At 47.4% G+C, this 14,553-nt stretch carries 12 protein-coding genes; 11 read left to right on the top strand and 1 reads right to left on the bottom strand.

What is annotated here, in order from left to right; translation table 11 throughout:
• The first annotated feature begins 92 nt into the window (after nucleotides 1-92).
• From BM021_RS06575 to BM021_RS06565, 3 genes are all read left to right on the top strand, one after another.
• Nucleotides 93-1,310: a pyridoxal-phosphate-dependent aminotransferase family protein gene (locus BM021_RS06575; RefSeq protein ID WP_090720110.1), complete on the top strand. Its 1,218-nt coding sequence runs from the start codon at nucleotides 93-95 to the stop codon at nucleotides 1,308-1,310.
• Nucleotides 1,311-1,380: 70 nt separating this feature from the next.
• Nucleotides 1,381-2,412 carry an MraY family glycosyltransferase gene (locus BM021_RS06570; RefSeq protein WP_256207816.1) on the top strand — a complete coding sequence of 344 codons (1,032 nt, stop codon included), beginning with the start codon at nucleotides 1,381-1,383 and terminating at the stop codon, nucleotides 2,410-2,412.
• Nucleotides 2,413-2,419: 7 nt separating this feature from the next.
• Nucleotides 2,420-4,357, top strand: coding sequence for a polysaccharide biosynthesis protein (locus BM021_RS06565; protein ID WP_090720108.1), 1,938 nt, complete (start codon nucleotides 2,420-2,422; stop codon nucleotides 4,355-4,357).
• 128 nt (nucleotides 4,358-4,485) lie between these two features.
• Here BM021_RS06565 and BM021_RS06560 read toward each other — a convergent pair whose 3' ends face one another.
• Entirely contained in the window at nucleotides 4,486-6,165 is a 1,680-nt protein-coding gene (locus BM021_RS06560; protein WP_090720106.1) for an ABC transporter transmembrane domain-containing protein, read from the bottom strand.
• 289 nt (nucleotides 6,166-6,454) lie between these two features.
• Between BM021_RS06560 and rfbA the strand changes: the two genes are divergently transcribed.
• From rfbA to BM021_RS06525, 8 genes are all read left to right on the top strand, one after another.
• A complete protein-coding gene (gene rfbA / locus BM021_RS06555; protein WP_090720104.1) occupies nucleotides 6,455-7,387 on the top strand; it encodes a glucose-1-phosphate thymidylyltransferase RfbA in 933 nt (310 codons plus the stop codon).
• A 22-nt stretch (nucleotides 7,388-7,409) separates the two neighbouring features.
• The gene (gene rfbC, locus BM021_RS06550) at nucleotides 7,410-7,955 is read left to right on the top strand and encodes a dTDP-4-dehydrorhamnose 3,5-epimerase (protein ID WP_090720103.1); all 546 of its coding nucleotides are present in this window, start codon (nucleotides 7,410-7,412) and stop codon (nucleotides 7,953-7,955) included.
• Nucleotides 7,955-8,113, top strand: a complete 159-nt coding sequence (locus BM021_RS15475) for a hypothetical protein (protein WP_177186312.1) — start codon at nucleotides 7,955-7,957, stop codon at nucleotides 8,111-8,113. Before rfbC ends, BM021_RS15475 begins: the two co-directional genes overlap by 1 nt.
• Nucleotides 8,114-9,463 carry a DNA repair protein RadA gene (gene radA, locus BM021_RS06545; protein WP_090720101.1) on the top strand — a complete coding sequence of 450 codons (1,350 nt, stop codon included), beginning with the start codon at nucleotides 8,114-8,116 and terminating at the stop codon, nucleotides 9,461-9,463.
• Nucleotides 9,464-9,479: 16 nt separating this feature from the next.
• Nucleotides 9,480-10,256 (top strand): alkaline phytoceramidase, encoded by a 777-nt coding sequence (locus BM021_RS06540; RefSeq protein WP_256207815.1) that lies wholly within the window; start codon nucleotides 9,480-9,482, stop codon nucleotides 10,254-10,256.
• A 127-nt stretch (nucleotides 10,257-10,383) separates the two neighbouring features.
• Entirely contained in the window at nucleotides 10,384-11,343 is a 960-nt protein-coding gene (locus BM021_RS06535; RefSeq protein ID WP_256207814.1) for a universal stress protein, read from the top strand.
• A gap of 92 nt (nucleotides 11,344-11,435) precedes the next feature.
• Nucleotides 11,436-12,137 carry a protein-L-isoaspartate(D-aspartate) O-methyltransferase gene (locus tag BM021_RS06530; protein ID WP_090720097.1) on the top strand — a complete coding sequence of 234 codons (702 nt, stop codon included), beginning with the start codon at nucleotides 11,436-11,438 and terminating at the stop codon, nucleotides 12,135-12,137.
• 1 nt (nucleotide 12,138) lies between these two features.
• Nucleotides 12,139-14,475: a hypothetical protein gene (locus tag BM021_RS06525; protein ID WP_090720095.1), complete on the top strand. Its 2,337-nt coding sequence runs from the start codon at nucleotides 12,139-12,141 to the stop codon at nucleotides 14,473-14,475.
• Nucleotides 14,476-14,553 lie beyond the last annotated feature (78 nt).

The raw sequence follows: 14,553 nt of genomic DNA, 5'->3' as shown, positions 1-14,553 counted from the left end.
AAGTGATAGTAAAATCCCCATTCCCTTGTTAAAATCCATACTTTTTACTTTATAAAATAAATCAGATTCTCACTATAAATTTAGGATTGTTCATGAATACCGAAGATTTTCGCCCAGAAAAAGAAGTCAAAATATTTTACCCACCGCAGCGTGTATTGATGGGACCAGGACCATCGGATACCCATCCGCGGGTGCTGAATGCGATGGCACGTCCTACGCTAGGCCATCTTGATCCTGTCTTTACCGAGATGATGGAGGAAATAAAAAGCTTGATGCGCTATGCGTTCCAAACCAAAAATCGCATGACTTTTCCGGTTTCCGGGCCTGGATCTGTAGGTATGGAAATGTGTTTTGTAAATATGATTGTTCCAGGTGATAAAGTCATTGTGTGCCGCAACGGAGTCTTTGGCGGACGTATGATTGAGAACGTAGAACGTCATGGCGGTATTGCAGTGGTGGTGGAAGATAAATGGGGCGAGCCCGTCGACCCGCAGAAAGTCGAAGATGCGCTAAAAAAGAACCCTGATGCAAAGATTGTTGCGTTTGTTCATGCTGAAACTTCAACGGGCGCTTCATCGGATGCCAAAACCTTGTGTGAGCTTGCGCGTAAGCATGATTGTTTGACGATTGTGGATACTGTCACCTCCCTGGGCGGTTCTCCCATTAAAGTGGATGAATGGGAAATTGATGCAATTTACTCAGGTAGCCAAAAATGTTTGTCTTGCCCGCCAGGCTTGTCACCAGTGAGTTTTTCCGAGCGCGTGACCGATCTGGTTAAAAATCGTAAGGAAAAAGTGCATAGCTGGTTTATGGATATCAGCTTGCTGCTGAATTATTGGGGGTCATCAACGCGTACTTATCACCATACGGCACCCACTAATGCACTGTATGCATTGCATGAGTCCTTGCTGATGCTGGCTGAAGAAGGATTGGAGCATTCCTGGGCGCGACACCGGCGTAATTATGAAGCATTGAAAGCCGGATTCGCGACATTGGGTATGAATTATGTAGTTCAGGAAGAGTATCGCTTGCCGCAGCTGAATTCTGTTTTTGTGCCCGAAGGCGTGGATGAAAAAGAAGTGCGCCGCCGCTTACTTGATGACTACAATCTTGAAATCGGCGCTGGTTTGGGCGATTTTGCCGGAAAAGTGTGGCGCTTTGGTTTGATGGGTACTTCCAGCCGAGTAGAGAATGTGCTTTTTTGCTTAAATGTACTTGAAAGTGTGCTGTCTGATATGGGTATGAAAGTAGAACGCGGTGCCGCTGCATCAGCAGCGCATCAAAGTTATGCCGCCAATCCCATGTTTTAAGGCACTATCAGAATTAATGGCAGTTTAACGACGCATGCCATTTTCTTGTCACACATGATGAGAAAATGGCGTGTGTTTTTTATTGATCTATATGGATAATCCTGTCACTATGGTTTTGGATTCTCCCTTATCAGTTATTACAGCACCACTGCTATCATTTGTTATCGCTTTCTTCTCAATTTCAGGATTGATAAAGAGCAAAATTGACTGGGTGCTGGATCATCCTAATTCACGTTCACTTCACTCGGTACCCGTTCCTCGCATTGGCGGTTTAGGCTTATTATGCGGGGTGGTCATTACATGGCTGTTGTTCTCCGCGCCAATCCCTATCATGGTTTGGATAGGTATCAGTTTGTTAGTCCTCATCTCACTCATGGATGATATTTGGCATTTACCGATCTGGTGCCGGTTACTGATACAAAGTGTTGTGGCAGCGAGTCTCTCTATCGTTCTTCTACTGGATACCTATGGTTGGATAACTGTATTATGTACGGCTGGTGCAGTGATTTGGATGTCAAATCTTTATAATTTTATGGATGGCTCAGATGGGTTGGCAGGGGGAATGACGGTTATTGGATTTGGATATTACGGCTTATTTGCTTATTGGGTCGGGAATTACGATTTCGCGGTGATCAATTTTTCAATAGCTGCCGCAGCGATGGCTTTTTTGTTGCATAATTTTTATCCGGCACGGATTTTTCTGGGAGATGTCGGGGCTATTCCACTCGGATTTCTGGCAGCTGTGTTCGGCATACTTGGATGGCTCGATAACCTATGGTCATTCTGGCTGCCATTGCTGATATTCTCACCTTTTATTGCAGATGCGACAGTGACAATTATAAAACGCTTGTTGCGTGGGGAAAGAATTTGGCAAGCTCATCGCGAGCATTATTATCAACGCATTGTACAAAGCGGTTTTGGTCATCGTAACACAGCGCTCGCAGCTTATGCATTGATGCTTGCAGTAGGTGGAAGTGCTGTGTGGGCAGGTAAGCAGGATCTAACGGTGCAACATTGGATGACCGCGATTTGGGGAGGTATTTATCTGGTACTAATGTTTATTTCTGATTGGAATCAGAAATATTATTCCGGTCGAGAATAGGAATAGTATGTTTGTAAGCAGATTCGGAATCCGCACACTGATTGCTTTTACTCATGATCTTGTTGCAGTTGCTGTGGCATGGTGGTTTGCTTATTTATTCCGCTTTAATTTTGAAATTCCTTCCACTACGTTGGCATTTTTGCCAAAAGTTCTGCCCTGGATTGTGCTCATCCAGACCAGTTTCTTCTTATGGCTTGGACTCTACCGCGGATTGTGGCGTTACGCCAGCTTACCTGACTTAAAAAGAATCTTTGTTGCCGTCGTTAGCGGCACGGCGACGGTATTGCTGGTATTGTGGTTACTTGACCTATTGGCGAATATTCCCGGCTCCGTTATCTTGCTCGCTCCGTTGCTATTGTTGTTGATCATGGGCGGCAGTCGTTTGGCTTATCGCGCCTGGAAAGAGCACCGCTTGTACGGACTGGAGAGCTACGAGGCAAAGCTGGTTTTGATCATCGGTGCTGGTAACACTGCGATGAATCTGGTTAAGGATTTAGCGAGAAGCCGTGATTGGCATGTGGTTGGCATGCTGGATGATGACCCCAGGAAATGGGGTACTCGTTTACTCGGTGTACGCGTGCTAGGCGGAATCAATGAATTACCGCAATGGGTGCAAAAGCTGAATGTCGGCCATGTCATTATTGCTATCCCATCCGTTCCTCATCGAATACATCGGCACACGTTGGAGATGTGTTCGGAAATCGGTGTAAAAGCAATGACTGTGCCGTCTTATGCTGATCTGATCAGCGGCAAAACAACGGTCTCAAAGATTCGTGAAATAGAGCTGGATGATTTGCTGGGTAGAGCGCCAGTGGTTCTGGATAATGATGGATTACATAGTTTGCTGACAGGTAAAGTGATTCTGGTAACTGGCGCAGGTGGTTCGATTGGCTCAGAATTATGTCGACAGTTGATCATCTTTAATCCTGATCGTATCGTACTTCTTGAACTGAATGAACTGGCCCTGTATAACATTCAGGAAGAATTCTCGCAGCGTTTTCCTGACATCAACATGTCGTTCTTGATTGGTGACATCAAGGATCATGCGCGGATGACGCAGATATTTACACAATTCCGACCCTCGGTGGTTTTTCATGCAGCCGCCTACAAGCATGTACCGCTGATGGAACAGGAAAATGCATGCCAGGCTTTGCTGAATAATGTCTTGGGTACATATGTTTTGGCCCAGGTGGCAATAAATTTTGGCGTGGAAAAATTTGTTTTGATTTCAAGTGATAAAGCCGTCAATCCGATCAGTATTATGGGAGCAAGCAAGCGGCTGGCTGAAATGGTATGCCAAGCTTTGCAACAATCGATTTTAAAACATACAAGATTGGATCAAGCTATTCGGATGCAGCCTACCTGTTTTGTAATGGTGCGTTTTGGTAATGTGTTGGGGAGTACCGGCAGTGTCATTCCAAAATTCCGTGAACAGATTGCCAAGGGTGGTCCAATTACGGTCACTCATCCAGAAATGACGCGCTATTTCATGTCTATTACCGAGGCTGCGCAATTAGTTTTACAGGCTGGGTTGATGGGGGGTACGAAAGGCGGGGGAGAGATATTTGTACTGGATATGGGTAATCCGGTCAAAATTGTTGAACTTGCAAATGATTTAATTCATTTATCCGGGCTGGGAGAAGATGATATTCGAATTGTATTCAGCGGGCTGCGGCCTGGAGAAAAGCTGCATGAAGAGTTACTGGCAACTAATGAGAATACTTTGCCTACCCCGCATGAAAAATTACGGATTGCGCAGGCATGCCAGGTTGATGAACAATGGTTATCTGATCTGATTGCTTGGCTAAGCAAAGTTACCGTATTGAGTGATCAAGAAGTTCGTGACCAGCTTGCAAAGTGGGTTCCTGAATATACTACTAAAGAGCTGGAACACATTAATATACCTTTTAATCTCGAACCAGTTAGAAAGGTGCAAGTAAACTAGGGAAACGCTGATTAATTCGGCGAACGTGATGAAGCGCTAGGCGCACGGAACGCAGCAACCGAGACATATCAATCAGATAGACGAGGAAGCGAGTACCGCGCAACGAAGCGATTCGCCCATGCAGTCAATTAATCAGCGTTTCCCTGGGTGAAGTTCTGTGTAATACAGCCGTTTTTCAGAACAACGACTCGGTCAATTTTTTTTAAATGCGGAACATCTTGATTGAAAATCAACGTAGTACGGTTTTGCATCAGCCTTTCCAAGGCATGGCATAAATCATCAGCATCGAGCTGGTTAGTCGCAGATATCTCATCTAGAATCAGGATGGATGGATTTTTAAGTAATACGCGTGCAATAGCAATTTTCTGACACTGTTCTTTACTTATTCTAGCGCCGTTTCTACCAATCCGCGTCTGTAAGCCTTCCGGCATTTGCCGGATAAATTCCATGGCATGAGAGGCATGGGCTGCGGCGGTAATTTTTGCTTCGCTGGCACATTTCATGGCACCATAAGCAATATTCCCGGCAACCTTTTCATCCAATAAGGCAGCATCTTTTGTAATGATGCCAATATTAGCATGTAAGTTATTTAACTGGATCTCAGTAAGCGGTTGATCATCCACCAATATTTTTCCACTGGTAGGTTGTCGTAAACGCAGAACCAGGTCAATGAGCGCGTTTTTCTCAGCGTCGGTATAGCCTGTGAAAACAATCGCTTCATGGGGTTTTATGGTGAGGTTGAGATGCCTCAGAATGGGTTTTGTTTGCGTATCGTGACAAAACCGTACTTGTTCAAATGTCAATTTTCCAGCAACATGCTCGAGGCTTCGCGTACCTGTATCCTGTTCAGATACTTGATCAAGAAATAAAAATAGAGTTTCTATATTTCTTTGATCTTGCTCAAGTTGCTTGGGAGTGTTCGCGATGCGCTGGATGGGGTTAATAAATAGTAACGCTGCTGCTAAAAATGCACCCGCTTTATCCAAGCTCAATGGATTATCAGGTATTTGTTGCGTGAGAAAGTAGATCATTGCAATCAAAATTAATGCAATGGTTATTTGACCTGCAGGGATGAGCACTGCTCTACTCAGGGCTTGCTGTATTTCCGCATGGTAGATGGGTTCAGCGATTTTACTAAGGCGATGACTTTCATGGTCTTGCCCACCGTTCAAGCGGATTTCTCTGCAATGTTGAATGGATTGCAGTAAATGCTGAATGAGATTGTCAGACGCGCATAAATTTTTCTGGTTGAATTTGTTTAAATGATCATGAGTCATTTGGATAATCAATATCGGTAATGGTGATACCAGCAGCAGTAGTAGTGTAAGTTCATGATTGAGATAGAGAATGCAAATAACGAGTCCAATAATTGTCAAACCATCTTGAACCAGGATAGTGATATGCCGGGTCGTATGGTGAGTAATTTGATTAATGGAGGAAACCAGCCTGTCGACCTCGCTTTTTTTATTAAAATGCGTATAAAAACTGACCGGCAGTGTCAGCAATTTATTAAACATATCCCTGCGTAGATCAATACCTAATTGACCACTGGCTTTAGTAGTCGTATAGATACTGATCGAGCTTGCAACGCTACGTACAATGAACAATGTGATCATTGCGAGCAATGTCGTCTGGAGGAGTGCTGAGTCCTTTTGAATAAAAGTGCTATCGAGTAGCTGTTTGATGAGTATCGGTAATGAGGCTGAAGTTGTTGCTATGATCAGCATGGCAAATAACGCAAGCGAAAGTAATTTCCAATGAGAAACAAGCCTGCTGAGCAAACGGAAGTATGGTTGTGGGTGGATCATAATGAATCATTTTACATGAACATTCATTGGCTCTTACAGCGCGCAGTTATCAGGAATGGGGAACAGATATAGTACAATCCATTTTTAACAGACCGTTGAAAAACTATCTGCGTTGCCGCTACGGTGTTAAAAACAGGCTCAAAATGCTCATTTATTACGCATAAACTGCGCTTTTTCGCCTGTTTTTGCCTTGTATCGGCTGCCTCGAAAACGTTTTTCAACGGTCTGTTAATGGATTAGCGGATGAAAGTATTTATTCATGAGCTTGTGAACCTCGGGATTTTTATTTATGCCAACACTAAGTACCTCATATATAACAAGAGATTCTTTAAAATCCAAGCCTTTCCGGCGAAAAGGAATTGTCCTCGCAGGTGGTTCCGGTACGCGGCTCTATCCAGTTACCCAAACAGTATCCAAACAATTACTGCCAGTATTTGATAAGCCCATGATTTATTACCCGCTGAGTACCTTAATGCTAGCGGGAATTCAGGATATTCTGATTATTTCAACACCGCGTGATGTTGGAAACTATGAAGAACTGCTGCGTGATGGCCATCAGTGGGGAGTGAATATATCTTATGCCGAACAGCCATCACCCGATGGTCTTGCGCAAGCCTTTGTCATTGGTGAATCGTTTATTGGTAATGATTGTTCAGCACTGGTGCTGGGCGATAATATTTTTCATGGACACGACCTTCATCATTTGCTAACCAACGCCATGGAACGTACGGAAGGCGCCAGTGTTTTTGCTTATCATGTCCATGACCCAGAGCGTTATGGCGTGGTTGAATTTGATACAGAGGGGCGTGTGATCAATTTGGAAGAAAAGCCTCAACAACCGAAATCCCACTATGCCGTGACAGGTCTGTATTTTTATGACCAGCATGTGGTTGATTACGCCAGAAGCCTGAAACCATCGGCACGTAATGAATTGGAAATCACTGACTTGAATCGTATTTATCTGGAGCGGTCTGCATTGAGTGTAGAGATTATGGGACGTGGTTATGCTTGGTTGGATACGGGCACTCATGAATCTTTACTGGATGCGGGTCAGTTTATTGCCACGATTGAGCATCGGCAAGGATTGAAAATTGCCTGTCTGGAAGAAATAGCATTCAAGCAGGGATGGATCGATGCGGCACAATTAGAAAAACTAGCGGTCCCATTGGCCAAGAATGGCTATGGGCAATATTTGCTGCAAGTATTAAAACGTGAAGCTTGATTGAAGTCCTAAACTCCATGCTATGAAATCAACTCATTTGGTTATTCCGGAAGTTCTTTTATTGGAACCGCGTGTCTTCAGTGATGAGCGCGGTTTTTTTTTCGAAAGTTTTAATCAGCGTGAATTCGAATCAGCAGTTGGAAAGAAAATAAATTTTGTTCAAAGCAATCATTCGCGCTCCGCTCAACATGTCTTGCGTGGCCTGCATTATCAGATCAAACAAGTGCAGGGAAAGCTAGTGCGGGTGGTGATCGGGGAGGTATTTGATGTGGCGGTGGATATACGCCGCTCGTCGCCCACTTTTGGGCAGTGGGTAGGAGAAATACTCAGTGCGGAGAATAAGAAACAATTATGGGTTCCACCCGGTTTTGCCCATGGCTTCCTGGTACTCTCTGATTATGCTGAGTTTTTATATAACACAACTGATTATTGGGCGCCCGAATATGAGCGCTGCATCGTATGGAACGATGCAACTTTAGCGATTGATTGGCCTCTTACGGGTAAACCGGTTCTTTCCGAGAAAGATGCGCGTGGAGCCGTATTCAGCGCTGCCGAGGTTTATGATTAATGATTAAGGAAACGCTGATTAATTCGATGAACGTGATGAAGCGCGAGGCGCACGGAACGCAGCAACCGAGACATATCGATCAGATAGACGAGGAAGCGAGTACCGCGCAACGAAGCGATTCGCCCGTGCAGCCAATTAATCAGCGTTTCCCTAAATGAATGGCCAAACAGAAATCAATCTATTCCTGTACTGAGTGCGGTGGGCAGACCTTGAAATGGCAGGGTCAATGTCCGCATTGTCAGGCATGGAATACTTTGGTAGAAACTCTCGCAGAGAAGTCGGTATCGCGTTTTAGCCCAGTATCAGAAATCGGTCAGGTGCAAAATTTAAGCGCCATCGAAGCGCGTGAAGAACCGCGCTATCCAACGGGGGTAAATGAACTTGACCGCGTTCTGGGCGGGGGGTTAGTGCACGGTGGTGTGGTATTGCTGGGTGGAGATCCTGGCATCGGTAAGTCAACGCTGTTGCTTCAGGCGCTCTCGTACATGTCTGCCCAGCATCAGGTATTGTACGTAAGCGGTGAAGAATCGGCACAGCAAGTGGCATTACGTGCCAAGCGTCTGGCACTCGATGTGCATACAGTGGATTTGTTCGCGGAAATTCAATTGGAAAAAATCCAGTCGGTGCTGATTGAGCGTAAACCGACTATCGCCGTGATTGACTCAATCCAGACGATCTATTCGGAAACATTGCAATCTGCACCAGGATCAGTCGCCCAGGTGCGCGAATGTGCGGCGCAATTGACTCGCTTGGCGAAATCGAGCGGCACCTGCATCATTCTGGTGGGTCATGTGACCAAAGAAGGAGCGCTGGCGGGACCGCGCGTGCTGGAGCATATGGTAGATACGGTGTTGTATTTCGAGGGTGAGATGCATTCCAGTTTTCGCATGATTCGCGCCTTCAAGAACCGTTTTGGTGCAGTGAATGAACTGGGTGTATTTGCGATGAGCGAGAAGGGCTTGCGCGAAGTCAGAAATCCATCGGCTTTATTCCTCTCGCATCATGGCGAGCAGGTTCCAGGATCCTGTATCATGGTCACACAAGAAGGCACACGTCCGCTATTAGTGGAAATACAGGCGCTGGTCGACGAAGCACGCTCGCCCAATCCACGGCGACTATGTGTTGGACTGGAACAAAACAGACTGGCTATGTTGCTGGCGGTACTCCACCGTCATGCCGGTATTCCCTGCTTTGATCAGGATGTTTTCGTCAATGCCGTGGGTGGTGTGAAAATCACTGAACCCGGGGCTGATCTTGCGATTATGCTGGCGGTTGTTTCTTCCCTTAAGAATAAGCCACTTGCGGAAAAGATGATTGTCATCGGTGAAATTGGTCTGGCCGGTGAAATACGTCCCGTGCAGCGTGGACAGGAGAGATTGAAGGAAGCGGCGAAGCTTGGTTTCAAACAGGCGATTATTCCACTGGCCAATAAACCCAAACAACCTATCCCTGGTATTCATATCATTCCTGTTGGGCGCATCGGGGAAGCGGTTGCCCATATGTATTAATAACTTCCGATCAATCATGATGCAACGACAGCTTTGGATGCTTACTGGATTGTCGATTGCGGTCGTTGTGACAGCGATAGTGCTGCCACCGCTCCCTCAGCCAGTCGATTATCATCAGTTTGCTGATCAGCGAACCTTTCTTGGTATTCCGAATTTTGGAAATGTTGCTTCAAATCTGGCTATTTTGTTAAGCGGCATCGCTGGCCTTAGATTTCTTTTTCTCGCTTATCAATTACCTGCTCACAAGGCATTTTTCAGCAGGATTGAGTATTTACCCTATTGGGTGTTATTTCTGAGCGTTGCTGCGGCGGGATTGGGTTCAATGCTTTATCACTGGATGCCGCATAACGACTATTTAGTGTGGGATCGGCTACCGATAGCCATGGGCGTAACTGCCTTGCTTGCTGCAACATTGGCTGAGCGCGTTAGTCCCATATTGGGGGTACGATCATTGCCGCTGCTGGTTATGTTGGGAGCGCTAAGTGTATTGTATTGGCACTGGACCGAACAACAAGGCAACGGAAATCTGAATTTTTATATCGTTACCCAGTTCTATTCAATCCTGCTTATTCTTTTGTTGAGTGTGTACTATCCATCACGTTATATGCATGCGAAAGATATCTATCAGGTAATTGCTTTGTACGCCGCGGCCAAATTGGCTGAAATGCTGGATCTGAAAATCTATGATGTGACGAATGATTTGATCAGCGGCCATACGATAAAACATTTGCTGGTCGGATTTGCTATTTACCGGCTTGTAGGGATGTTGCAGAAACGGGAATTTATTTCTTAAAACAATAAATTACATAACTAACTGAAGGGAACCTGGAATATCCGGTTCGCAACCATGGAAAATGGATGCGAAAAAGCCTATACTCGAACAGTGATTATGACTGGGGGGTATGCACATGATCAGGCGAGTGCTTATACCATTGGATGGTTCTGAACTGGCAGAACAAGTCATTCCTCATCTGCTGCGCTTTGTTGCGCCGGAGCGGACGGAGCTTCTGTTAATGACGGCATTGTCATCATTCATTCTTCCATCACTCAAAAATGCTATCCGACCGCTTGCGTCAGAGCAGACAGCGATATCCCATGAAGATGAGGTCAGCGAAAGACTACTTGAAGTGGCGCAGCAGCTTAATCAGAACGGTTTTCGAGTAGAGAGCAAATGTTTAGCGGGAATACCTGCTGAAAGTATTTTGCGTCTGGCCGAAGAAGCCTATGTCAATTTGATTGCCATGTCTACGCACGGAAGAACGGGGTTAGGATTGACGTTGCTGGGTAGCGTAGCGGACGAAGTAGTGCGCAATGCACGTCCACCCGTATTTCTGGTTCCTGCCCGGATTGCAGTACAGTCTGATTCTTTGCCTCGTACCATTCTCTTGCCACTTGACGGCACTCCCCTGGCCGAGGCAGCTATACCTGCTGCTCGTCAGTTTGCACAGGATATGGGTGCGATGATCCGCTTGGTTCGTGTCGTCGATCCGTATGATGCCGAGAATGCCGGGGATGGATTGACAACCGGTCAAGTATTCAGCGATCTAGATAATACGGAAGGGCAGCCTATCATCCGCCAGGCAGTATGTTATCTGGAGCGCATACGCCTGAGGCTGCAACTGGCAGGCATCACATGCCGTTATCACGTCACAGCAGGAGGCCCGGCTGATTCCATTGTTCGCATCGCTCATGCAGAAAGTGCTGATCTGATTGTCATGAGTACTCACGGCCGGACAGGTGTGGAGCGCATGGTTTACGGTAGCGTAGTCAGTCAAGTCATCAGTACTACCACCTGCCCATTATTATTAATGCGTGGAAAAGCGTTGGTCGAGGCTTATGAACGTGGCGACAATGCAGTATTTGCCAAGTCTTCTGGCTAGCAGGGATCGATGGGATCCATGCGTTTGCTATTGCTCAAGACGGTTTTGAAGTTGTGGTGAAGGCACTTCATGAGGGGGAATAGGATATGACAATGAGTAAACTGCTATTTATACCGATTCTTGTTTGCCTGTTTGGGACCTTTCCTGTACAGGCCAAGGATACTGATCGGACACGCGAACTACGCGAGAAAATGGTCACTGAGCAGATTGCTGCAAGAGGCGTGCAGGATAAGTATGTTCTGGATGCAATGCGTGCCGTGCCTCGTCATCTGTTTATACCGGAATGGGGAGAACGTTTAGCTTATGAAGACCGTCCGCTGCCGATTGGCTATGGTCAAACGATGTCGCAGCCTTATATTGTCGCCTATATGACAGAAATGGCCAAAGTAAAGCCGGATTCCCGTGTGCTTGAAATCGGTGCGGGTAGCGGTTATCAAGCTGCCGTACTGGCGCAAATTGTCAAACATGCTTACACCATAGAAGTTATTCCGCAACTTGCGCAACAGGCAGAGGTACGTTTGCATAACGCCGGCTATAACAATGTCAGCGTCAAGCAGGCGGATGGCTATTACGGCTGGGCCGAACATGCACCTTTCGATGCGATTATTGTGACTGCAGCTGCACCCCATATTCCGCCGCCGCTGATCGAACAGCTCAAGGATGGCGGGCGAATGATTATTCCCGTCGGCACTTCTTATATGGTTCAGATGCTTGTTCTGGTCACCAAAGTTGGCAGTGAGGTGCGTACGCAAAATCTTTTGCCAGTACGTTTTGTTCCCTTAACGAGGGGGTAGAGTGCATTTTAATTGGCGGCTATCCGGCGTTGATATCGCCCTGTTTGTGTCTTCACTGGCACTGATCGCGTTACAGATCGTGTTGATGCAAGCGCTGGCGCAGGCGCAGGGCCATCATTTCGCCTATGCCGTGATTTCTCTTGCCTTGCTGGGATTCGGCAGCAGTGGCACAGTTCTTGCGCTGGCACGGGACAAATTGCTGCCACGCAGTAACGGCGTGGCGTACTTATGCCTTCTATTCGCCGCAGCAAGCTGCATTCTGGCGCTGCCTTTAGCGCTGCAAGCCGCGGCATTGACGGATTTTCCTTTGTTGTTTATCGATGTGCGCAGCTGGGGGCCGCTGTTAGCCAGTGCCACACTTGTTTTTTTACCCTTTTTTAGCGGGGCGTTATTTCTTGGGCTTATCTTCATGCGCGATACCACATCAATCGGACAGCGTTACGCGGCGAATCTGTTGGGATCGGCAATCGGCGCAGGACTGGGGCTGTTGTTGTTGCTTTATTTCACACCGACGCAGGGTTTTGCGCTATGCGCTGCGGCTTTTGCGTTGGCCGCATGGGTGTTGCAGCGCTCATGGTTCAGCGTGATCTTGCTGCTCTTGGCGTTGGCAAACACCTATTATATTACTGATACCAAGCCTTCTCCCTATAAGGCGATCAGTTATGCCCTGCAATTGCCGCAATCGCAAATCATCAGTGATACTGCTCATCCGATGGGTCGGATTCAAATCGTGCAATCTCCTGCCCTGCGCTATGGGCCGGGCCTTAGTCTACAGTTTCATGGCACGGTACCTGCTGCACCCCATATTTATCGCAATGGTGATGCTTATGGCATTTTGCTGCACGACGCAACCGTACTGAATGAAAGCGTGCAAGCGCTGCCACTCGCGCTGGTGACACCGTCACATGCACTTGTTCTGCATGCAGGAGGGGCAGCAGTGGCGCATCTGCTGATGCAGGACGATATCCTTGTGGATGCGGTGGAGCCTCACCCCGTGGTAGCTCAGTGGCTGCGAGCGCAATACCAGGATGATCGGCTTACTGTCATTACACGCGAAGGCCGTGCTTTTCTAAGTGCACCTTCCCATTATTACGACCTGATTTTGTTACCACCACAAGGCTTGTTTGGTGGCGGTGTCGGCTTACAGGCGATGCAGGAAGATTATCTGCTGACCCGTGAATCGTTTGGTGCTTTGTGGGATGTGTTGCGCGAAGATGGCCTGTTGGCCTTCAGTGTTTATCTTGACCAGCCGCCGCGCCAGAGTTTAAAGCTTCTGGCGCTGGTCGCAGATACTCTCCGCGCGACTGGTCTATCTGATTTGTCGTCCCATATTGCCGCAGTCAGAAGCTGGGATATGCTGTCTGTGGCGGTGTCAAAGCAACCGATGAACAAAGCGATGCGAGAAAAGCTGGCCGCATTCTCGCAAGCCAAAGGGTTTGACCGGCTCTGGTCACCGGGAGAAGGCTCTGTACTTGCTGATCGTTTCCATATCATGGAAGAAGATCGACTGGTAACGGGATTCGCAGCGCTGCTTTCTACGGATAGGGCATCTGCTTTCTATGATGACTATTTGTTTGATGTGCGTGCTCCGCTTGATGATAGGCCCTATTTCCATCAGTTTCTGCGTGGAGATCGCCTTGCAGAAGTGGAGCAGTATTTTGGGAATGGTACTCTTGCTTTTGTTGAAATGGGATCAATTCTAGTGGCTTTGACAGGATTTGTACTGGCTGGGGTTGCCTTTGTTTTGATTCTGGCGCCACTGCTGTGGTTGGGTTGGGCTCCGGGCGGGCGACTGGCTGTGTTGTTTTATTTCGCAGCGATCGGTCTGGGGTTTATGTTTTTGGAAATTTTGTGGATTCAGCGTTTCACCTTATTCTGGGGCCACTCACTCTACAGCGCTGCTGGCGTCGTTGCCGCCCTGTTATGCGGTATGGGAGCAGGCAGCGCTTTTAGTGCCCGGCTTGTGGCCTCCCGCAGAACCGCTGGCCTTGTTCTGGGCGGCATCGTGATCATCATTGTGCTATCTCTGTTTTTAACACCGCCGTTGTTTACGATCGGGTTGGTCTGGCCGGAGCCGCTGAAATGGATTGCCGGGCTCGCGCTTCTGGCTTTGCCAGCTTTTCTGCTGGGCGTACCTCTCCCGCTGGCCCTGCGCGTACTGAACCATACGCGCCCCCAACAAGTACCATGGGCTTGGGGCATTAATGGTTGCTTTTCCGTTATTGCCGCACCGCTGGCCGTTTTTCTGATCATGCAGGGAGGCTTTCCTACTGTCGGCTGGGCTGCCGCCGCTGCTTATGCACTGGCTATGATTGCTTTCCGGGGCTTAGGGCGCTGATTTTAATAAACCGAAGCTTGCTGCCACAACACCAGATGGTTGATTGTTGCGGCAGAAAACCATTCATGGTGATAACAC

This window comes from Nitrosomonas sp. Nm166 (assembly GCF_900112825.1).
Lineage (GTDB): Bacteria > Pseudomonadota > Gammaproteobacteria > Burkholderiales > Nitrosomonadaceae > Nitrosomonas.
The sequence above is the reverse complement of the archived record's forward strand: the minus strand, read 5'-3'. Positions and strand labels throughout refer to the sequence as shown.

Excerpts from the sequence above, each read along its gene's own strand:
- BM021_RS06575 (WP_090720110.1), top strand. The coding sequence starts at position 93 with ATGAATACCGAAGATTTTCGCCCAGAAAAAGAAGTCAAAATATTTTAC.
- BM021_RS06565 (WP_090720108.1), top strand. The coding sequence starts at position 2,420 with ATGTTTGTAAGCAGATTCGGAATCCGCACACTGATTGCTTTTACTCAT.
- BM021_RS06560 (WP_090720106.1), bottom strand. The coding sequence starts at position 6,165 with ATGATCCACCCACAACCATACTTCCGTTTGCTCAGCAGGCTTGTTTCT.
- rfbA (WP_090720104.1), top strand. The coding sequence starts at position 6,455 with ATGCCAACACTAAGTACCTCATATATAACAAGAGATTCTTTAAAATCC.
- rfbC (WP_090720103.1), top strand. The coding sequence starts at position 7,410 with ATGAAATCAACTCATTTGGTTATTCCGGAAGTTCTTTTATTGGAACCG.
- BM021_RS15475 (WP_177186312.1), top strand. The coding sequence starts at position 7,955 with ATGATTAAGGAAACGCTGATTAATTCGATGAACGTGATGAAGCGCGAG.
- radA (WP_090720101.1), top strand. The coding sequence starts at position 8,114 with ATGGCCAAACAGAAATCAATCTATTCCTGTACTGAGTGCGGTGGGCAG.
- BM021_RS06540 (WP_256207815.1), top strand. The coding sequence starts at position 9,480 with ATGATGCAACGACAGCTTTGGATGCTTACTGGATTGTCGATTGCGGTC.
- BM021_RS06530 (WP_090720097.1), top strand. The coding sequence starts at position 11,436 with ATGAGTAAACTGCTATTTATACCGATTCTTGTTTGCCTGTTTGGGACC.